This is a genomic window from Mesorhizobium sp. M4B.F.Ca.ET.143.01.1.1 (assembly GCF_004792275.1).
Taxonomy (GTDB): domain Bacteria; phylum Pseudomonadota; class Alphaproteobacteria; order Rhizobiales; family Rhizobiaceae; genus Mesorhizobium; species Mesorhizobium abyssinicae.
In genome coordinates, this window is record NZ_SRSR01000002.1 from 214,551 (window position 1) to 232,315 (window position 17,765).

General features: G+C 64.6%; 21 protein-coding genes and 2 tRNA genes. 12 read left to right on the forward strand and 11 right to left on the reverse strand.

Annotated elements, in window-relative coordinates; all coding sequences use genetic code 11:
• Window positions 1-191: 191 nt before the first annotated feature.
• Window positions 192-1,124, reverse strand: a complete 933-nt coding sequence (locus EN786_RS05225; protein WP_127311353.1) for a dimethylarginine dimethylaminohydrolase family protein — start codon at window positions 1,122-1,124, stop codon at window positions 192-194.
• 31 nt (window positions 1,125-1,155) lie between these two features.
• Entirely contained in the window at window positions 1,156-2,742 is a 1,587-nt protein-coding gene (locus EN786_RS05230) for an amidohydrolase (RefSeq protein ID WP_128274496.1), read from the reverse strand.
• An 82-nt stretch (window positions 2,743-2,824) separates the two neighbouring features.
• Between EN786_RS05230 and EN786_RS05235 the strand changes: the two genes are divergently transcribed.
• From EN786_RS05235 to EN786_RS05255, 5 genes are all read left to right on the forward strand, one after another.
• On the forward strand, window positions 2,825-3,721 hold the full coding sequence (locus tag EN786_RS05235; protein ID WP_126055475.1) for a LysR substrate-binding domain-containing protein: 897 nt from the start codon (window positions 2,825-2,827) through the stop codon (window positions 3,719-3,721).
• Window positions 3,722-3,849: 128 nt separating this feature from the next.
• On the forward strand, window positions 3,850-4,944 hold the full coding sequence (locus EN786_RS05240; RefSeq protein WP_127311732.1) for an ABC transporter ATP-binding protein: 1,095 nt from the start codon (window positions 3,850-3,852) through the stop codon (window positions 4,942-4,944).
• Between the two features lie 71 nt (window positions 4,945-5,015).
• Window positions 5,016-6,128 (forward strand): ABC transporter substrate-binding protein, encoded by a 1,113-nt coding sequence (locus tag EN786_RS05245; RefSeq protein ID WP_127311731.1) that lies wholly within the window; start codon window positions 5,016-5,018, stop codon window positions 6,126-6,128.
• A gap of 24 nt (window positions 6,129-6,152) precedes the next feature.
• Window positions 6,153-6,986 (forward strand): ABC transporter permease, encoded by an 834-nt coding sequence (locus tag EN786_RS05250; RefSeq protein WP_135908042.1) that lies wholly within the window; start codon window positions 6,153-6,155, stop codon window positions 6,984-6,986.
• A gap of 2 nt (window positions 6,987-6,988) precedes the next feature.
• Window positions 6,989-7,792 carry an ABC transporter permease gene (locus tag EN786_RS05255; RefSeq protein WP_127311482.1) on the forward strand — a complete coding sequence of 268 codons (804 nt, stop codon included), beginning with the start codon at window positions 6,989-6,991 and terminating at the stop codon, window positions 7,790-7,792.
• A 127-nt stretch (window positions 7,793-7,919) separates the two neighbouring features.
• On the opposite strand, the gene EN786_RS05260 is transcribed toward EN786_RS05255, so the two are convergent.
• A complete protein-coding gene (locus EN786_RS05260; protein WP_127287233.1) occupies window positions 7,920-8,279 on the reverse strand; it encodes a metalloregulator ArsR/SmtB family transcription factor in 360 nt (119 codons plus the stop codon).
• A 437-nt stretch (window positions 8,280-8,716) separates the two neighbouring features.
• Here EN786_RS05260 and EN786_RS05265 point away from each other — a divergent pair, with 437 nt between their 5' ends.
• Complete coding sequence (locus EN786_RS05265) at window positions 8,717-8,974, forward strand: DUF982 domain-containing protein (protein WP_127311481.1); 258 nt, start codon at window positions 8,717-8,719, stop codon at window positions 8,972-8,974.
• Between the two features lie 40 nt (window positions 8,975-9,014).
• On the opposite strand, the gene EN786_RS05270 is transcribed toward EN786_RS05265, so the two are convergent.
• Complete coding sequence (locus EN786_RS05270) at window positions 9,015-9,248, reverse strand: hypothetical protein (RefSeq protein WP_135908044.1); 234 nt, start codon at window positions 9,246-9,248, stop codon at window positions 9,015-9,017.
• Between the two features lie 289 nt (window positions 9,249-9,537).
• Between EN786_RS05270 and EN786_RS05275 the strand changes: the two genes are divergently transcribed.
• Window positions 9,538-9,891 carry a hypothetical protein gene (locus EN786_RS05275; protein WP_127311479.1) on the forward strand — a complete coding sequence of 118 codons (354 nt, stop codon included), beginning with the start codon at window positions 9,538-9,540 and terminating at the stop codon, window positions 9,889-9,891.
• A 175-nt stretch (window positions 9,892-10,066) separates the two neighbouring features.
• Window positions 10,067-10,378, forward strand: a complete 312-nt coding sequence (locus EN786_RS05280; RefSeq protein ID WP_127311478.1) for a hypothetical protein — start codon at window positions 10,067-10,069, stop codon at window positions 10,376-10,378.
• Between the two features lie 54 nt (window positions 10,379-10,432).
• On the opposite strand, the gene EN786_RS05285 is transcribed toward EN786_RS05280, so the two are convergent.
• Window positions 10,433-10,509: transfer RNA gene (locus EN786_RS05285), tRNA-Arg, on the reverse strand.
• A 58-nt stretch (window positions 10,510-10,567) separates the two neighbouring features.
• Window positions 10,568-10,873 (reverse strand): ETC complex I subunit, encoded by a 306-nt coding sequence (locus EN786_RS05290; protein ID WP_127285784.1) that lies wholly within the window; start codon window positions 10,871-10,873, stop codon window positions 10,568-10,570.
• 247 nt (window positions 10,874-11,120) lie between these two features.
• Between EN786_RS05290 and EN786_RS39430 the strand changes: the two genes are divergently transcribed.
• The 4 genes from EN786_RS39430 (at window position 11,121) to EN786_RS05310 (ending at window position 14,309) form a co-directional block, all read left to right on the forward strand.
• A complete protein-coding gene (locus EN786_RS39430; RefSeq protein ID WP_145967264.1) occupies window positions 11,121-12,095 on the forward strand; it encodes an NAD(P)H-dependent oxidoreductase in 975 nt (324 codons plus the stop codon).
• A 117-nt stretch (window positions 12,096-12,212) separates the two neighbouring features.
• Window positions 12,213-13,382 carry an NAD(P)/FAD-dependent oxidoreductase gene (locus EN786_RS05300; protein ID WP_246688721.1) on the forward strand — a complete coding sequence of 390 codons (1,170 nt, stop codon included), beginning with the start codon at window positions 12,213-12,215 and terminating at the stop codon, window positions 13,380-13,382.
• A 169-nt stretch (window positions 13,383-13,551) separates the two neighbouring features.
• Window positions 13,552-13,628: transfer RNA gene (locus tag EN786_RS05305), tRNA-Pro, on the forward strand.
• Between the two features lie 261 nt (window positions 13,629-13,889).
• Window positions 13,890-14,309 (forward strand): hypothetical protein, encoded by a 420-nt coding sequence (locus EN786_RS05310; RefSeq protein ID WP_127285787.1) that lies wholly within the window; start codon window positions 13,890-13,892, stop codon window positions 14,307-14,309.
• Window positions 14,310-14,542: 233 nt separating this feature from the next.
• On the opposite strand, the gene EN786_RS05315 is transcribed toward EN786_RS05310, so the two are convergent.
• The 5 genes from EN786_RS05315 to EN786_RS05335 all read right to left on the reverse strand — a co-directional run bounded on the left by EN786_RS05315 (window position 14,543) and on the right by EN786_RS05335 (window position 17,748).
• A complete protein-coding gene (locus EN786_RS05315) occupies window positions 14,543-14,965 on the reverse strand; it encodes a type II toxin-antitoxin system VapC family toxin (protein WP_127311101.1) in 423 nt (140 codons plus the stop codon).
• Entirely contained in the window at window positions 14,962-15,216 is a 255-nt protein-coding gene (locus tag EN786_RS05320) for an Arc family DNA-binding protein (RefSeq protein WP_127285789.1), read from the reverse strand. Before EN786_RS05320 ends, EN786_RS05315 begins: the two co-directional genes overlap by 4 nt.
• Before the next feature lie 89 nt (window positions 15,217-15,305).
• Complete coding sequence (gene hdaA, locus EN786_RS05325) at window positions 15,306-16,010, reverse strand: DnaA regulatory inactivator HdaA (protein WP_127285790.1); 705 nt, start codon at window positions 16,008-16,010, stop codon at window positions 15,306-15,308.
• Window positions 16,011-16,016: 6 nt separating this feature from the next.
• Window positions 16,017-17,219, reverse strand: coding sequence for an AI-2E family transporter (locus EN786_RS05330; RefSeq protein WP_127311100.1), 1,203 nt, complete (start codon window positions 17,217-17,219; stop codon window positions 16,017-16,019).
• Window positions 17,191-17,748, reverse strand: a complete 558-nt coding sequence (locus EN786_RS05335) for a CDP-alcohol phosphatidyltransferase family protein (protein WP_127285792.1) — start codon at window positions 17,746-17,748, stop codon at window positions 17,191-17,193. The genes EN786_RS05330 and EN786_RS05335 overlap by 29 nt, the downstream gene beginning before the upstream one ends.
• Between the last annotated feature and the right edge of the window lie 17 nt (window positions 17,749-17,765).

Here is a 17,765-nt window from a genome sequence, read left to right on the forward strand (position 1 = left end):
TGAGCCCCCCAGAATTTTAGTGTGCGCTTATGTTGGATTTCTCGCAAGTTTTCGTCGGCAACGAGCTTGCGCGGCAGAGCAATAATTCGAGCTAGATGAAGCCGGATAGCTCACGACCCGGCGACGCATCCCCTGTCCCACAGAACAAAGGATGCCAGGATTGAGCCAGCCGGCTCCTGTGACGCCGCCTCTTACGCTTTCTCGCGCTTCAGCGCCTGCGCCATGCAGTGGATGCCGCCGCCAGTCTTGGAGATCTCGCTCATGTCGATCGCCGCGACCTCGAAGCCGCGCGCCCTCAACTGGCCGATCAGCGTCTGGCTCGACGTCGGCGCGATCACCCTGTCCTTGCCGAGCGACATGAAGTTGCAGCCGAGCGCCATCGTGTCCTGGAAGGGCACGTCGATGATCTCGTGGCCCTTGCCCTTCAGCCAATCGACGATGCCGGGTTCGGTGCAGGCGAGGCACACCGCGGTGAGCTTTTCGGCGATCGGCACGACCATCAGGTCGATGTGGACATAGTACTCGTCGATGAAGGCAATGCGCGTCTCCCAGCCCTCCTTATCGAACCAGGCTTGCACCTGGCGCGCGCCCTCCTCCTGGGTGCGGGCGCCGCCGCAGCCGATCAGCACCACGCCGTCCTCGATGACGTTGAAGTCGCCGCCTTCGAAAGTGCCGGCGGTGACCATGTCGTAGATAGGGATGCCGAGCTTTTCATAGGTGCGGATCGCGGCGTAGTTCTCGCCGCGCCGCCACCAGTTGGCCATGGCGGTGATGAAGGCGCCGTAGGGAGTCATGACGCTGGAGTCGCGCGAATAGACCTGCATCGGCAGTTCCGGCGTCGGCTCGTGCCAGTGGATGTTGACGCCGAAATGCTCGTAGGCGGCGACCAGGTCCTTGTGCTGCGCCTGCGCGATCTGGACGTTGCAGGGCGCCTCGCGCAGATGTTTTCTGGACAGCGAGCTGGTCGACAGATGGCGCAGGAAGTTCGGCGAGCCGAGCAAGACGTCGGTCAGCACATCGGTCTCGTTGGCGAAGCCCCAGGCGGTCAGCGGCTTGGTGCCGCCGTTGGGGTTGCGGCGCTGCAGCGAGAACGGCTCGGCGACGATGCGGTCATGGACGGTCATGGTTGTTCTCCTCGAGGTGGTCTGCTTGAGATCATTGGCTGCTTGGTATCCACCAGTCGCGCCCACGCGCGGTGGTGACATATTCCGGCCAGCGGAAATTGATCGGCGGCTCGTAGTCGCAGAGCGGCGCGATCCAATTCGCGCCGCCGATGCCACCGCCGGTGCGGGCAACGAACTCGTCCATGGCGGCATCGCGCGCGGCCTTGTCCTCGAGCAGGCGCAGCGCCGTCAGCGCGACGGTCTTGGAAGCACAGGTCACCATCGGGTCGATCGTCGCGGCAATGCCGCCCAGCGCGTTCATCACCCAGCCTGGCCAGGCATGGCCGATTGCCGAGCGCAGCGCCGGGCGCGCGACATAGAAACGCGCCGTCGGCGTATGCCAGCTCATGTCGGTGTAATCGTCGGAGGTCGAGTTGACCTGCGAAGGCGGCAGATCGCGACGCAGGATCGCCTCGGCCTCCCGTGGCGAAATCAGCCGCTCCAGCTCGTCGATGAAAGGGTTTTCGGTCGCGACGCCGCCGGCATTGACCTGGATTTCCCGAGCGACGGCTCTCGCTTCTTCGTCCCAGCGCGGCGGACCGACCGTCGAAAGCGCCGCGTAGGTGATCTCGGCTATGGCATGGTTGGCGAGGCCTGGCCGCGACTTCGACACCCAATGGCGCTCGTGGCGACAGCCGCTCATCGTCGCCGCCGCTTCCGCGTTGCGGTCGAGTACGGCGGTGACCTGCTCGGCCATGGCAATGGTCGGCACGCGGATCATGTACTGGATCTCGGCCAGTCCGGCCGGCAGATTGTCGGCGGTCGCCTGGCCGGCCGTCAGGATCGCCTCGCTGATCGACCAGCCGCCCTGGTGCGGCAGCATGGAATCACGCAGCGCCTTGGAAGCCATGTACATCAGCATCAGCGCGTCGTTGGCGCCCGGCGCCCTCACCGCCGAATGCGCCTGCGGGATGGGAGCGCCATCGCCTGCGCGAACCCAATTTTCCGGCTCGTCGCAGATGAAGCGATAGATCATCGCGTAGGCGGCGCCGCAATGGGTGTCCCAGCGCGCGGTGTTGCAGAGCGGCAGCATGTAGAAAGGATGGAAGGAGATCATGCCGGCAAGGCCGTCATAGTAGCCCTTGGCGGCATGGATCGGCTTCGAGCCCCTCACCTTCTCGGCCGGCTCGCCGGTGAAGCGCAAAGTGCCTGGAATGCCGTGGCGTTGCATCGCCGCCTTGGTGGCGAGCAGGCCGCCTAGGCTGGCGATGCCGAGCCCCGAATGCGGATCGGTGTGGCCGCCGGCCTCGACACCGAGGCCTGGGCGCGGTCGCTTCACCGGCTCCGCATCCTGGCAGTTGCCGGGCACGGCGTCGTACTCGGCATACATGCCGACGGTTGGGCCGGCGCCGTTGGTCCAGTGGGCGCAAAAGGCGGTCGGCATGCCGCCCGAGCCTTCCTCGACCGAAAAGCCTTCGCGCTTCAGGCGTTCGACATACCAGGCGGCCGACTGGTACTCGCGCCAGGCGGTCTCGCCGAAGTCGAAGATGGTGCGCGTCCATGCCGACAGTGACGGCTGGATGTCGTCGAGGCAGGCAAGCGCGGTCGCTTGCGCCGATGTCGTCGCCGGTTGCTCCATGGTGAGAAGAAAGCAGTGAAGCGGCTTTTCAAAAAGTGATATGTTTTCCCGGCTCGTGCAAATTCGGTTCACCTGAGGTCCCTTGCGCATACCTTCCACACAAGCCCTGCGTGCCCTCGACAGCTTCGCCCGTCACGGCAGCGTGTGGCGCGCCGCCGACGAACTGCACCTCACCCGCAGCGCCGTCTCGCACCAGCTCCGCCTGCTCGAACGCGACCTCGGCTTCGACCTTTTGGAGCGCATCGGCAAGGGAGTGGCGCTCACTCCGCGCGGCCAGCGCTACGCCAGCGACGTGCGCAAGGCGCTGACCGTTCTCGGCGACGCTGTGGGGCGCAACGCCGGCACCGGCGTCGGCGGCTCGTTCGCCGTCTCCTGCACGCCGGGCTTCGCCTCGCTGTTCCTCTGCACCCATATCGGCGAGTTCCGGCAGATGTACCCGGATGTCGCGCTGCACATCCTGACGCCGAGGCGGCTCGACGACGTCAGCAATCCCGACGCCGATGCCTTCATCGCCTTCGGTGTCGGCAACTGGCCGAACCGCGCGGCCGAGCTCCTGTGCGAGATCTCGTTCACGCCGCTCTGCAGCCCGACGCTGCTCAACAAGGTCGGCGGTTTTTCCAAGCCCGCCGACGTGCTGCGCGCCAACCTCCTGCATCTCGGCGATACCGAGGACTGGGCGCGCTGGCTGGCGCTGTCCAAGGTGGAGAACCCCGACACCGAAGGCGGCATCTTCTTTTCCGACATGAACCTCGTCTTCTCGGCGGCGATCGCCGGCCAGGGCATAGCCATGGGTGACGAATTGACCAGCCGCAAGGCGCTGAACGAGGGCCGGCTGGTGCGCCCTTTCGACATCGCGATCAAATCGCCGCGGTCGTATTTCCTGGTGTCGGAGCACGCCAAGGCCAACCATCCGGTGCTGCAGGCGTTCGGCGGATGGCTGCGATCGAAGCTGTCGGAGAACCGGGTCGGGCCGTATTGAGGCGGAGCGCCATTTCCGCCTAGTCGGCCCAGACGTGAATCAAATTTGCCGATCAGACGAAAACTATTCGATTGCGGTGAACGCGCGCCGTGCCTACGATTTCAACCGAGACTGAGGAAGAGGCAGGAATGCAGCAACCCGGCCGGGCAGCAGAAATCAAGGCGAACGGGATCGGCAAGAGCTTCGGCTCGTTCCGGGCGCTGGACAATCTGACGCTCGATATCGGCCGCGGCGAGTTCCTGACCCTGCTCGGGCCGTCGGGCTCCGGCAAGACCACCTTCCTGATGATCCTCGCCGGCTTCGTGCAGCCGAGCGAGGGCCGCCTGTTCAGCGACGGTGTCGACATCACTCAACGGCCGGCCGAGCAGCGCGCCGCCGGCATGGTGTTCCAGGGCTATGCGCTGTTCCCGCATATGAGCGTCGAACAGAACATCGCCTTCCCGCTCAAGGTGCGCAAGAAAACGGCCACCGAGATAAGGCAGCGCGTCGGCGAGATGGTCGAGCGCGTCGGGCTGAAGGGCCACGAGAAGAAATTGCCGGCGCAGCTTTCCGGCGGCCAGCAGCAGCGCGTGGCGCTCGCCCGCGCACTGGTGTTCGAGCCGGGCGTGCTCCTGCTCGACGAGCCGTTCTCGGCGCTGGACAAGAGCCTGCGCGGCCAGATGCAGGCCGAGATGAAGCGGCTGCACCAGGAGACCGGCACCACCTTCGTCTTCGTCACCCACGACCAGAGCGAGGCGCTGGCGCTGTCGTCGCGCGTCGCCATTTTCAACCATGGCAAGCTGTTGCAGGTCGGCGCGCCGGATGAGGTCTATGACCGGCCCGCAAACCGCTTCGTCGCCGAGTTCCTGGGCGAGATCAACATGCTGCCGGTGAAGGGCGTCAAGCCCGCCGACAATGGCGCCATCGGCCTGTGCGAAGACCGCGCGGTCAACATGCGCTGCAAGGCCGAGACGGTCAAAGGCGACGCCTTGCTGGCGATCCGACCGGAGCACATGTCGATCGCGCGCGAGGCGGCGGTGGGCGAGAACGGCATCGCGGCGACCGCGATCGCCTCCACCTATCTGGGCGCTGCGACCAGGCTTGATCTTACGACGCGCCAAGGTTCGAAAGTGACGGTGTCGGTGCCGAACGAGGTGGCCGCGGCGGCGCTAAGCAAGGGCAATTCCGTCTGGCTGACCTGGCCGGCCGAAAAAGGTTTCCTCCTTCCGGACGGAGGACAATGACCGCTGCTGCGGCCTGACCTCGCCGCACCGGCTTTCCGGATCAGATCAACGACAAAACAAGGGGAACTGACATGACCGATACCAAGAAACACGCCATCGAATCCCTTGCCGCCAGGGCAAGGAGCGGCGAAATCTCGCGCCGCCAGTTCGCGCAGCTCGCCGGCCTCGTGCTGGCCGGCACGCCGCTGCTCATGCGCTCGACCGGCGCCTTCGCCGCGGCGAAGGAACTGGTGCTGGTGAACTGGGGCGGCGACGCCATCACCGCCTATGACGCCGCCTATGGCCAGGCCTTCACCAAGGACACCGGCATCACCGTCAAGATGGACGGCTCGGGCCCGACCGAAGGCGCGATCGCGGCGCAGTTCAAGAGCGGCGCGCCGACCTGGGACCTCGTCGACGTCGATCCGTTCTCGGCGATCACGCTGGGCGCGCAAGGCATGCTGGAGCCGATCGACTACGCGGTCGTCGACAAGAAGAAGATGCGCGAGGGCTTCGGCTGGGAATACGCCGCCTCGACCTATTTCTTCTCCTATGTGATCGCCTACGATTCGGAGAAATACGGCAGCGAGGCGCCGACCGGCATGGCCGATTTCTTCGACGTGAAGAAATTCCCCGGCAAGCGCTCGCTCTACAAATGGGGCGTGTCGAGCTGGGAGGCAGCGCTTCTCGCCGACGGCATCGCACCCGCCTCGCTCTACCCGCTCGATTTGAAGCGTGCGCATGACAAGATCGCCGCCTTCAAGGAGAATGTCGTCGCCTATTGGGGTGGCGGCGCCGAAAGCCAGAGCGTGCTGCTCAACGGCGAGGCCTCGATGGCGATCGTGTGGTCGACGCGCGCCTCGCTAATCGAGCAGGACTCCGGTGGCAAGATCAAATTCATCTGGGACCAGGGCCTGATCTCGCCCGGCGCGCTGGCCGTGCTCAAGAACAACCCCGGCGGCAAGGACGCGGCGATGAAGTTCATCGCCAGCGCGCAGGATCCGCAAAAGCAGTTGGTCATGTTCGACAAGCTCGGACAGGGCCCGGCCAATCCGGCCGCCGACGCGCTGATCCCCGCCGACAAGAAGCGCATCAACCCGGTCGATCCCGAGAACATGAAGAAGCAGATCGCGCTCGATATGGAGTGGTACGCCAAGAATTACGGGCCGGCGCTCGACGAATACACCAAGATCATCTCCGCCTGAGCGGGCGCGGATTTTCTGGCTGACATGAGAGGCACCCTCTCCGACAGGACGGGCGCGGCGCTGTTGATGGCGCCGCTGCTCCTGTTCCTGATCCTTGCCTATGCCTGGCCGTTTCTCGGCGTGGTGAAGTGGAGCTTCACGCTGCCTACGCCGGGGCTCGGCCAATATGGCGCGCTCGCGACCGATCCGCTGGTGCAGTCGGTGTTTGTCCGCACGCTGCGCATCGCGCTCATCGTCACGCTGGTGTCGGTCACCGCCGCCTATGCCATCACCGTGGTGTGGGTGCGCGGCAGTCCGGCGCAGCGCGTGCTCGCCGAATTCTGCATCCTGGTGCCGTTCTGGATCTCGGTGCTGACGCGCGCCTTCGGCTGGGTGGCGCTGCTCTCCAACCGCGGCCTGATCAACACCTGGCTGCAGTCGATGGGCTTCATTTCCGAGCCGCTCACCCTGGTGCGCAACGAATTCGGCGTCATTGTCGGCATGACGCATTTCCTCATCCCCTTCGCGGTGTTTCCGTTGGCGTCTGCCATGCGCAGCCTCGACGAGCGCGTGCTGCTCGCGGCGCGCGGGCTGGGCTCCAGCCGCATGCGTACCTTCTGGACGGTGTTCGTGCCGATGACGCGCTCCGGCGTCATCGGCTCGGCGATGATCGTCTTCGTCTTCTCGCTGGGCTTCTTCGTCACGCCGGCTATCCTCGGCGGCGGCCGCAGCGTGATGATCGCCGAGCTGATTTATCTGCGCATCTTCCAGAGCCCGGACTGGGGACTGGGCGCGGCGATCAGCGTCGTGCTGGTGCTGTTCGTCGGCGCGCTGATGGCGCTCCTGTTCCGCTACGTCAAACCGAAGCAGCTGGTGTAGCGATGCCGACCTATCGTCCCGGTCCTGTCTCGCTCATCCTCGCCGTGCTGGTGGCGCTGTTCCTGCTGCTGCCGCTGCTTGCCGTCATCCCGGTATCGCTGACGCCGAGCCGGATGCTGGCAATGCCGTCGGGCGAACTGTCGCTGCGCCACTACCGATCGCTCTACGAGGATCCGCGTTGGATCGACGCCATCCTGCTGTCGATCCGGATCGGCGTGGTCAGCAGCGCCATCTCGACCGTGCTGGCGCTGTGTTTCAGCCTTGGGGTGTGGATGTTCCAGCCGCGCTTTACAGCCGCACTCGTCGGCTTCGTGCTGTTGCCGATGGTGGTGCCGCCGGTGGTCTCGGCGATCACGCTCTACTTCCTGCTGACCTCGATCTCGGGGGCGAGCTCGTTCTTGGGCTACGACACCTGGCTCGGCGTGGCGATGGCGCATTCGGTGATGACGGTGCCCTTCGCGACGGTGCTGATCCTGGTCTCGCTCAGCCAGCTCGACCGCCGCATCGACCTCGCCGCGCGCGGCCTCGGCGCCAGCGTGTGGGAGCGCGCGACGCGCGTCATCATGCCCAACATCAAGTTCGGCATCGTCACCGCCGCGCTGCTCTCCTTCGTGCTGTCCTGGGAGGAGATCGGCGTGACGCTGTTCATCACCTCGGTCAACGCCATCACGCTGCCTCGCCTGATGTGGATGGGGCTGCGCGACAACATCGACCCGGCGATCGCCGCGCTCTCGGTGATCCTGATCATCATCACCGTGCTGGTGCTTGCGGTGAGGAGCGTGGTGACCAGGCGCGCAGCGCCGTAGAGCGATTCACCGCTTCACGGAAACAGGGCAAAAGGCAGACACGACATCGGCACCGGCCTGGAAGGCCGGTGCCCTGTCACGGGATCGACAGGCTGCCGGGCGCGGCCGGAGCGCCAGGCGTGCCTGTTCAGGCCGCCTGCGGCCGGCGCTGCCTTTCGGCCACGTACTGCCGGTGCTGGCCTGCGAGCGGTCGCTCGGTCGCCAGCAGACCATCCAGCAAGGCGAGCAGTTCGCGCGCCGCGGCCGACTTGCAGGAGTAATAGACCATCTGCCGGTCGCGGCGGGTTTCGACCAGGCCAAACCTGCGCAGCTTAGCAAGATGCTGCGACAGGGCAGACTGGCTGAGGTCGACCTTCTCGGCGAGAGTGCCGACCGAGAGTTCGCCCGCAGCCAGATAGTTCATGATCATAAGCCGCTTCCCGTTGCCCATCACGGTCAGAAACGCGGCCGCGGTTTCGGCGTTGGAAGTGAGTTCCTTCGAGACCATCGATTTCCCCATACTTCGTGCTCTTCCGAAGCCACGGGGGCAATGGCATCAGACATCCAGAGCGTTACCTGAGCGAACCATCCCGACGGTATCGGAACGGAGCTCTGCTTCTTGTTTGACCATGATCCTTCTCGAAGAATCGGTTGCCACCATTCGGGATCATGGCCGGGACGACCCACGCGCCTTGGAAAGCGGCGCGAGCCGGCGCAGATTCGCAAACTTCCGAACCCGCGCTGCCAAGAAGTACCAGCACGGCGCTCTTTCAGCAACAATATAACGATTTTTTGCGCGTGGTCGCAGCGCCCTCACCGCTCCGAGACGGTGAAGCAAGGGCCGGATGCATCGGCAATGGCGACCTCACGGGCTGTTGAGAAGGGCAATGAAACCTCGCGGCCGTTCCCGCGTTTTGGATGGTTGAAGGCAGTGAGGGTTCCAACATGACCCAGGGTTGGTTTTCGAGGCCGGTCACGGTTTCGGTGGGCGTCGCGGGCGCGATCAGGCACATTTCGAGCGCACAGCAGGCGGCCGAGCTGCTGGCGGGTCAGTGGCGCGACGCCGGCAGCGCGCTGCACGGCTCGGCGTTGCGCGCCTGCCGCAGGGCGATGAGCGGCGAGGTTCCGGCCGACGCCGCCCGGGACGCGTTCATCGGCGCCGCGCGCGAGGCGCATGTGCTGGTGGAGCACGCGTCGGAATGATGGTGCCCGGGCGGGATGGACAGGTCCATCCGTTCGGGCTTCAGATCCCGAACATCAGGGTCGCATAGACTATCGGGCCTGCGATCAGGCAGACAGCCATCGCGATCAGCACGGCTATGGCGAAGCGCTCCGCGCGTCTGACACGGTTCGCGACCTCATCATCGTCGGTTGAGATGAGATCGAGGATCGAAAAAACTCGGGGGGCAGTATGGTTGTCGTTTGCGGGTCGGCCTGCTTCGTCATGCAGGTTCAGTCTGCTTGGGCTAGAGGTCACATTCGTCTCGCTATTCGAATACGCCACACCGCTTGCCGCTGGTGGCGATGCCAATCGGCGCCCGCTATGTCAAGAAGAACTTGCGGACATCCGGTGACTGACGACAGGCCTTGCCGCAGCCGCTCACCAACTCGCGACCGTGAAATTGGTTGCCGGCCGCGGCCCATTGCGCTCGGCGATCAGGCTTTGGTCCGACCCGGTCCGATCGAGACTGTCACGGTGGTGGAACTCTTGACGGCGGGAACCATATTCCGACGCCGGCCGTTGACCGACGCGAAGGAGAAAACCAATGGCCGAAACAGACGACCAATCCTCGACACCCAAAATGACCCAACGCGAGGCTCAGGAGGCACTCGAAAAGCAGGTCGCGCAGTTGAAGCGCGAGATCAACAAGATCAATCGAACATTGTCCGAGCGCGCCGAAGAGGCTCTGGAGGAGGCCAATGGCTGGTATGACAGCGCGACTGATCGTGCCAGCCGGACCGCTCAGGCACTTCGCAGCAGAGCGCAATCGGTTTCCGGAGTGGTCCAGGAAAATCCGGGCACGGTCTCGACCGCCTTCGTTCTCGGCGGCACGATCGGCCTGATGCTTGGGCTCATCCTGACCGGTGCGGACGATCCCCGCCGCGGGCGCTGGCTCTAGGTCCGCCTGGATCGCGCTCGGCGCGTGGCCCTGCCGCGCATCATATTAGCAGGAAACGATATGTTAACGGCTGTCATGCAGCCTTTGCGCGTGGAGGAAGGGCAATGCCCTCCTCATCGACGTTCCAACGTGCGCCCTCGAGCGCCGGGACGTTCGACCAATGCGGAGCAAACGCATGAGTGTCGAAACAGCTCTGGAACAATTGCTGCGGTTGATTCATCGCCGGGCCATGAGACTAGCGGCTTTGCCGGATGACGAGAGGGATTTGCACTACGATCTCATCCGCCTGTCTTGTTGCAAGGCGGCGGAGCATATTGGGCAAAGTCCGGACGATGCAGCCATCACCGCAAACGACATGGTCGAGTTCGTTCGCGCGCTGGTCGGGATCATCGAAGTGGGGCGCGGACATGACCGGCGCGAAGCGCCGATCGGTCGCCGGCCGGCACAGCAGTTCGCCGGCCTGGGGAACGGCGCCACACGCACTTAGGCCGGCGCTTCAGCCTCGCCAGCCCCGCCAAAAAGTCAACAAAATCGGAGATATTGGCGATCCCGGCAGGATTCGAACCTGCGACCATCGGCTTAGAAGGCCGGTGCTCTATCCAGCTGAGCTACGGGACCGCTGGCCGGCGATGCCGGGTTTCTGCTTCTCGGCCGGGCGCGCCGCCCGGCTTGCCGGTCAGTGCGTCCAGGGCGTCCTGCGGTCATAGCGGAAATTCTCCGCGTAGGAAATCTGCCGGCGCTTGGTCTCCTTCGGCTCCTCGACGCGGTAGGCGAGGCCTTCCTTTTCGGCATAGGCCACCGCTTCTTCCCTGGTGTCGAAGGTCAGCCTGACTTGGCTCAGCATGTCGCCCGAGGTGGTGTAGCCCATCAGCGGGTCGATCTTCTTGCGCTGCGCGGGATCGAATTCCAGAACCCAGTGACCGGTCTTGGCCTTGCCTGACTGCATCGCAGTTTTGGCTGGGCTGAAAATGCGCGCGGACATGTCCACCTCGTTGTTGCGGGCCGGCGGCAGCGCCACCCTTCGCCTGTCATTACTGTGCAACGGCGCCGACGGCAAGGCCAACGGCCGCCGGGCGGGGGCGTCAGCCGGCGCGTCGGAACCTCGCCGAGGCCTGGGCATTATCCAAAACATCAGGCGACCTGTCTCGCGAGCGGGACGAATTCCGCCGCCGGCGCCCCGCGCCGGCACCCAGGCAAACGCAGCCGTTCCAACAGCCCGGACACGCATCATGAACAATGCAGCCCAAACCCGCGCAATCCAGCTCGCCGTCATCGTCGGCAGCCTTCGCGCCCAGTCCTACAGCCGCAAGATCGCCAGGGCACTGGCCGCCCGCGCACCAGACTCGATGCGCTGCCGCTTCATCGAGATCGGCGACCTGCCGCTCTACAACGAGGACCTCGAGGGCGAAGATCCGCCGCGCGCATGGTCGACATTCCGCGCGGAAATCCGCAGCGCCGATGCGGTGCTCTTCGTCACGCCGGAATACAACCGCTCGATCCCCGGCTGCCTGAAGAATGCGCTGGATGTGGGCTCGCGCCCGTCAGGCAAGAGCGTGTTCAAAGGCCTGCCGGCCGGGGTCGTCAGCGTCACCCCGAACAAGCTTGGAGCGTTTGGCGCCAACCATGCGCTGCGCCAGACCTTCGTCTTTCTCGACATGCCGGTGATGCAGCAGCCGGAAGCCTATATCAGCACCGTCGCCGACCTGCTGGACGACAAGGGCGGGGTGAAGAGCAGCGAAACCGCTGGATACCTGGAGAAATTCATGAGCGCCCTGGAGGACTGGATCAGAACCATCCGGCCAGACGATGCCTCCTTCGAGGCGTTCATGCGGCAGCGTGAAAAGATTGCCGAAGACTATGTCAACGGCGACGCGAAATCGCTCGAGGCGATCGTCACGCACGCGGAACCGGCGACTTTCTTCTCGCCGCGGGGCGATCATCTCCGGGGTGCCAACGCCGTCGCGAGCCGTTACGAGCGCGACGCGCGCAGCTTCCATGAAGGCGGCAGCACCGATCTCGAGGTGCTGCAATCCTCGGCAAGCGGCGGCCTGGCGTTCTGGACCGGCCTGCAGCACGCCGAGGCGCGCATGGGCAAGAATGGCGAGACCACGGCGATGACCTTGCGGGTGACCGAGGTGTTCCGCTTCGAGGACGGCGCGTTCAGGCTCGTGCACCGCCATGCCGACCCGGCGAAGGCCGTATAGCACCGCGACATAACGCCGGCGGCTTTGCAACCGCGGCATCTTCCCATTGCGCTGCAAGCGGCATATGTCGGATACAACGCCGTGCCAGACAGGGTGATGACGGCGACAAACAAGGACATGGACGCGGAAACCTTGCAGGCTCAGGCCGGCCGACCGGAGACCTTCGACGGCGCGATCGTGATCGGCGCCGGCGCGGCCGGGCTCAGCGTCGCCCTGGCGCTCATCGAGGCCGGCGTGGCAACGCAGGTGCTGGAGCGGGAGAGCCGGCTGGCCGAACCCTGGCACCGTCGGCACGAAAACCTGCACCTCAACACCCATCGCGATCTTTCTTCCCTGCCCGGCGTCGCCTACCCCGCCGGCACGCCCGCCTTTCCGCACCGCACCACGGTGATCAGCCATCTCAACGAATTCGCCGAGACCCACGGGCTGCCGGTCGAATTCGGCGTCGTCGTCGAGGAAGTGACCTTCAACGGCGATCACTGGAAGGTCAGGACAACCGCCGGGCCGCGGCTTGCGCGCCATGTCGTTATCGCTACAGGTCGCGACCGGCATCCGTTCATTCCCGCCTGGAAAGGCATGAAGGACTTTGCCGGGCGCATCGTCCATTCGGCCGATTTCGGCGCGGCGAAGGACTATGAGGACAAGACGGTGCTGGTGGTCGGCGCCGGCAATTCGGGCTTCGACGCGCTCAATCACCTTTCCGGCGTCAAGACCGGACAGATGTGGCTTGCCGCCCGCAACGGCCCCTCGCTATTGCCCAAGCGCATCGGCCAGATCGCAGTGCACCGTTTTTCGCCTTTCATGGCGCGGCTGCCCGTGAGGCTGGCCGACTGGGCGATGGCGCTGACCCAACGCCTCGTCTTCGGTGACCTGCGCAAATTCGGCCTCCCGTCGTCACGCGTGGGCGGCGCCAGCCGACTGGGCTCCGACTACACCGCGATCGCCTCCGATGACGGCGCCGTCGATGCCATCAAGGCCGGCCGTGTCATCGTGGTTCCGCAGATCAGGGAATTCACCCGCGACGGCGTCATGCTCGACAACGGCCAGACGATCACCCCCGACATCGTCATCGCCGCAACCGGCTACCGCACCGGGCTGGAGCCGATGGTGGGCTCGCTCGGCGTGCTCGACGCCAAGGGCGTGCCGCTGTTCAACGGCGCCGACAGCGACCCGAGACTGCCGGGCCTTTGGTTCACCGGCATGCGGCCGAGCATCCGCGGCTGCTTTGCCAATGCCCGCATCCAGGGCGCCGCGATCGCCCGTGAGATCGCCAGACGACGACGCTGAGCGCAAATCGCTCGTTTCTGCATGAAGGCGGCGAAGTTCTCCCTCGTCGACTGCAGCCAGCTTTCGTCATTCGTCAGCACTTCGTGCCCGATGAACGATACAGCGCTTTCGTTTTTCTCGTTTCGTGGGTTGCCTTCGCGGGTCTGGAACCTTATACGCCGCAGGGCCTCGGAGTGTAGCGCAGCCTGGTAGCGCATCTGGTTTGGGACCAGAGGGTCGGGAGTTCGAATCTCTCCACTCCGACCATTTTTCTCCCCATCCTTCAACACTCGCTCGGCCCAGTTCCCGCCCGGCCGTCGGCGCCGAGCGGAGTCGGTTGGCCGCCTCAATCCTTGTAGAAAATCTCGACGAGTCTCGCGTGGAAAGGGCCCAAGCTGTGGCGGCGACGCGTGTGGCGCCGGCTACGGCAGGGGTTGAGCCGGGAGTAAAACGGAAACTTTGACGCAACGCCTGAATTGATGTCATCTGCAATATTAGCAGGATCTCAACTGGGGCGGCGGAACTAAGATGGATAAACCCTATCCAGGGGAAGGAGCTACGGCCGAACAAATACTGCTGCTCGCAAGCGAGTTCAAAATGGCCGCAATCCGCTTGTTTGAGCATCGACGCAAAGGGGACCCGCTTTCGTTCGTGCCCTGCCGGTTTACCGCCCTTCATGCAATCGAACTCTATTTGAACGCCCATTTACTCTCGACCGGATCCGATCACAAAACCATACGCAACCTCCAGCATGATTTTGCCTTGCGCGCTGCAAAGGCGATCGCTTCGGGATTGGTGCTGCGAAAGCGGACCGCACATCACCTGGCACAACTCGCGGAGAACCGAGAATATCTGGTCACGCGCTACAGTCCGGGAACGACCTCCTACACGCAGATCAACAGACTGCTGGCGACCCTGGAAGAGCTTGCCGGGAAAGTGGCGATTTAGGCGAACCGCCCCCTACAGGGCGCTTTCGAGGTCTTGGTAGAATCGTCGCTGACATGGAGCAGCCGGCAACGGGGAGCGTTGCATCTGGAAGGCAAGCTCGCCGGGCGAGAACCCCAACCGCCTTACACCCGGCGAGCCCACAACCCGATCTGGAACGCGATCGGGGCCGGGATCAGCCGGCAAATTGGATGTTGCAAGATGGATGCCGGTGGCCTTGTCCCGAAATGGGACAGTTAAGTGGCGCTTTCCCATGGATTGACGACGGGTATGCCCGCCGCGTGAAAGGCCGACACGTCACGTGAAGCGACGCGGAAGCCTTTGGCGGCGGCGATAGCCGCTATGTAGCCGTCGGGTATAGGAAACCCCTTGCCCGCGGCTCTGGCCTTTGGGGCAAGGCCGGCATACTGCCTCGCTGCCTGCGCATCGAATGGCAGAACGCGCTGTTCGAACACCGCGCGTATGCCAGCAAAGGCCTCAGCCAGGGCATTCTTGCGGCGCCCCGCAGCCATCACCTCGATGCCGAACAGCACCTCAGCGAGAGTCACGCTGGAAATATACAATGTTTCAGCAGCCTGATCGTCCAGCCATCCCAGAACCGCCGGATGGGGCTGTGGCCTCATCACCTCCGAAACGACATTGGTGTCCAGGACGATCATTCGAATCTCAGAGGCTCGGCCGGGCTTTTATCGCGGACCTGCTCCAAGGCATCTACATCCTCGCCTTTTACTCCGGCGCGGCGGGCGATGTCGGACAGCAAAGTGCCCAGCTTCACACGCCCTTCCGGCCGCACGGCGTTTTCGAGTATGGCTCGAATCTCCGCTTCCGTGCTTCGGCCGTGGACGGCGGCCTGCACGCGCAGAGCGCGGTGGGTTTCTTCCGGAATATTTCTGATCGTCACAGATGGCATTGATATCATCCCGATGTCATTGACATCATATCACCATATGTCTCTGATGTCACTGGCTCTGACGTCACCTGCTGGCTACCGGACAAGGCCTAAATCTCGAACTCGCCCTGCCCTTCGTCCATGGCGCTGACGGTTTCGGCGGCGAGCGCCCTGGTGATCGGCGTCTTGCGCTCCAGCGCTGCGCGGTCGAGGCGTTCCACCACGCGCATGGCGGTGGCCAGCGAGCGCTCGATGCGCCTGACCAGATATTGCACGACATGCGGCTCGACCTCGACCTGGCGGTCGGCGAAAAGCTTTGTGATGACGCCGGCGAGCAGCAGATCGTCGGGTTCGTGGATCTCTACGGTCGCTGCAGCCTTCAGCCGCGAGATGAGGTCGGGCAGCGCGACACCCCAGGCCGAGGGAAAGCGCCTGGCCGTCAGCAGCAGAGAGGAGCCGGCGCCACGGACGGCGTTGATGAGGTGGAACAGGCCAGTCTCGTCGACGGGGTGCTTGTCGATGTCGTCGATGAGGACGGGCATCTCGCCAAGATCGGCGATGCACTGTTCGATGCGTCCGGCATCGACCCTTAGCGCGCCGGCGCGGGCCAGCCAGATCGAGGCCAGATGCGTCTTGCCGGAGCCGGCCGGCCCGGCCAGCACCACGACCGGCGACGGCCAGTCGGGCCACCGGTCGACCAGCGCCACCGCCTGGGCGTTGGTCGAAGACACCACGAGCTCGTCGCGCGAGTAGCCGGTGCCGTGGCCGAGATCGAGCGGCAACTGGCGCGGCGGATCGGTTCTGTCAGCGGCCATGGCGTGTCAGCCGCGCGGCTTGGCGGCCCGGCGGCGGTTGGCCGGCAGCGGCGGAATGGGCTCGGTCGCGTGGCCCTTGTAGAGCGGCGATTCGAGATAGCGGGCAATGGCGAAGCGCACCAGCACAGCGACCGCCGCCGAAGCCGGCACCGCGATCAGCAGGCCGACAAAGCCGAACAGCGCGCCGAAGGCGAACAGCGCGAACATCAGCCAGACCGGATGCAGGCCGACGCTTTTGCCCACCAGCCTCGGCTGCAGAATGTTGCCCTCGATGAACTGGCCGACGAAAAACACGCAGGCCACCGCAGCGATCATCACCCAGTCCGGCCAGAACTGGACAAAGGCGACGCCAACCGCGAGCACCAGCCCGGTCAGCGAGCCGACATAGGGGATGAAGGAGATCAGCCCGGCGAAGAGGCCGATGAGGATCGCGAAGTTGAGGCCGGCCAAAGTCAGGCCCGTGGCGTACATGGCGCCGAGCACCAGGCAGAGCGTGCCCTGGCCGCGCACGAAGCCGGCGGTCGCGGTGTTGATGTCGCGGGCGATCGTCCGCACCGTTTCGACATAGTCGCGCGGCACCCAGCTGTCGACCTCGGCCACCATGCGGTCCCAGTCGAGCAGCATGTAGAAGGCGACGACCGGCGTCACCACGAACAGGCTGACCACCGAGACCAGCGCCACGCCGGAGCTCCAGATCGAGGTGAAGACGGTGGTGAGCAGGCCAAAGCCGGAAGTGAGCAGCGAGTTCAGCCCGTCGCGCAAGCTGTTGGCGTTGACGCCAAATCTCTGCTCCAGCCATTTCGGGTCGAAGCTGGTGATCAATGCCTGCAGGCGGGTGAGATATTCCGGCAGCTTGCCGGCGAAATCGGCCATTTGCGTCGCCAGCACCGGCACCAGGATGACGAAGGCGAGCACAAGCACGACGATGAAGGCGATCAGGATGACCACCGTCGCCATCAGCCGGGAGAGGCCGAGGCGCTGCAGCCGGTCTGCGACCGGATCGAGGAAATAGGCGAGCACCATGCCGGCGACGAAGGGCAGAAGGATGCTGGAGAAGACGTAGAGGAACAGGGCGAGCAGGACGGCGGTGCCCAGCCAGAAGAATATCTGGCGGCGGAACGCCGAGGACGCGGCTTCGCCGGCCGCCGCTGCCTCGGCGGCCGCCGCGATGGATCCTTGGTCAGGAGTCCGGTTTGGAGCCTTCGCCATAGCCGCTCATATGCCTCAACCAGGTCACGAGATAGGCCGCGGCCGAAGCCACGGTCAAGACCCCGGACAGCAATATGAGCGCCGGCCTCAGCGGGTCGAAGTGGATCGAAATAGCCAATTCGCCAAGCACCACCGCCGCCAGAATGATCTGGATGGCGGTGTTGGCCTTGGATATCAGGAGCGGTTTCATCTCGACCGGATGCGCCATCACCGTCGACAGAAGCACGGCGCAGACGATCAGCGCGTCGCGCGAGACCATGGTGACGACCAGCCACAGCGGCAACTCGCCGATGAAGCCCATGACCACGAACGCCGAGACCAGCAGCAGCTTGTCAGCCATCGGGTCGAGATAGGCGCCGAGTTTCGAAAACTGGTTGAAGCGGCGAGCGATGAAGCCGTCGACGCCATCGGAGATGCCGGCAACGAGGAAGCCGGCAAAAGCCCAGTCCCAGCGCGCCTGCAGCATGGCCAACACCACGGCGGGCACGAGAACCAGGCGCATGATCGTAATCATGTTGGGGATGGTCAAACGTCTGCCCCGTCGTG

What these genes read in the sequence shown, in the direction of transcription:
- EN786_RS05225 (WP_127311353.1), bottom strand. Translation starts at nt 1,124, where the DNA reads ATGACCGTCCATGACCGCATCGTCGCCGAGCCGTTCTCGCTGCAGCGC.
- EN786_RS05230 (WP_128274496.1), bottom strand. Translation starts at nt 2,742, where the DNA reads ATGGAGCAACCGGCGACGACATCGGCGCAAGCGACCGCGCTTGCCTGC.
- EN786_RS05240 (WP_127311732.1), top strand. Translation starts at nt 3,850, where the DNA reads ATGCAGCAACCCGGCCGGGCAGCAGAAATCAAGGCGAACGGGATCGGC.
- EN786_RS05245 (WP_127311731.1), top strand. Translation starts at nt 5,016, where the DNA reads ATGACCGATACCAAGAAACACGCCATCGAATCCCTTGCCGCCAGGGCA.
- EN786_RS05250 (WP_135908042.1), top strand. Translation starts at nt 6,153, where the DNA reads ATGAGAGGCACCCTCTCCGACAGGACGGGCGCGGCGCTGTTGATGGCG.
- EN786_RS05255 (WP_127311482.1), top strand. Translation starts at nt 6,989, where the DNA reads ATGCCGACCTATCGTCCCGGTCCTGTCTCGCTCATCCTCGCCGTGCTG.
- EN786_RS05260 (WP_127287233.1), bottom strand. Translation starts at nt 8,279, where the DNA reads ATGGTCTCGAAGGAACTCACTTCCAACGCCGAAACCGCGGCCGCGTTT.
- EN786_RS05265 (WP_127311481.1), top strand. Translation starts at nt 8,717, where the DNA reads ATGACCCAGGGTTGGTTTTCGAGGCCGGTCACGGTTTCGGTGGGCGTC.
- EN786_RS05275 (WP_127311479.1), top strand. Translation starts at nt 9,538, where the DNA reads ATGGCCGAAACAGACGACCAATCCTCGACACCCAAAATGACCCAACGC.
- EN786_RS05280 (WP_127311478.1), top strand. Translation starts at nt 10,067, where the DNA reads ATGAGTGTCGAAACAGCTCTGGAACAATTGCTGCGGTTGATTCATCGC.
- EN786_RS05290 (WP_127285784.1), bottom strand. Translation starts at nt 10,873, where the DNA reads ATGTCCGCGCGCATTTTCAGCCCAGCCAAAACTGCGATGCAGTCAGGC.
- EN786_RS39430 (WP_145967264.1), top strand. Translation starts at nt 11,121, where the DNA reads ATGAACAATGCAGCCCAAACCCGCGCAATCCAGCTCGCCGTCATCGTC.
- EN786_RS05300 (WP_246688721.1), top strand. Translation starts at nt 12,213, where the DNA reads ATGGACGCGGAAACCTTGCAGGCTCAGGCCGGCCGACCGGAGACCTTC.
- EN786_RS05310 (WP_127285787.1), top strand. Translation starts at nt 13,890, where the DNA reads ATGGATAAACCCTATCCAGGGGAAGGAGCTACGGCCGAACAAATACTG.
- EN786_RS05315 (WP_127311101.1), bottom strand. Translation starts at nt 14,965, where the DNA reads ATGATCGTCCTGGACACCAATGTCGTTTCGGAGGTGATGAGGCCACAG.
- EN786_RS05320 (WP_127285789.1), bottom strand. Translation starts at nt 15,216, where the DNA reads ATGCCATCTGTGACGATCAGAAATATTCCGGAAGAAACCCACCGCGCT.
- hdaA (WP_127285790.1), bottom strand. Translation starts at nt 16,010, where the DNA reads ATGGCCGCTGACAGAACCGATCCGCCGCGCCAGTTGCCGCTCGATCTC.
- EN786_RS05330 (WP_127311100.1), bottom strand. Translation starts at nt 17,219, where the DNA reads ATGGCGAAGGCTCCAAACCGGACTCCTGACCAAGGATCCATCGCGGCG.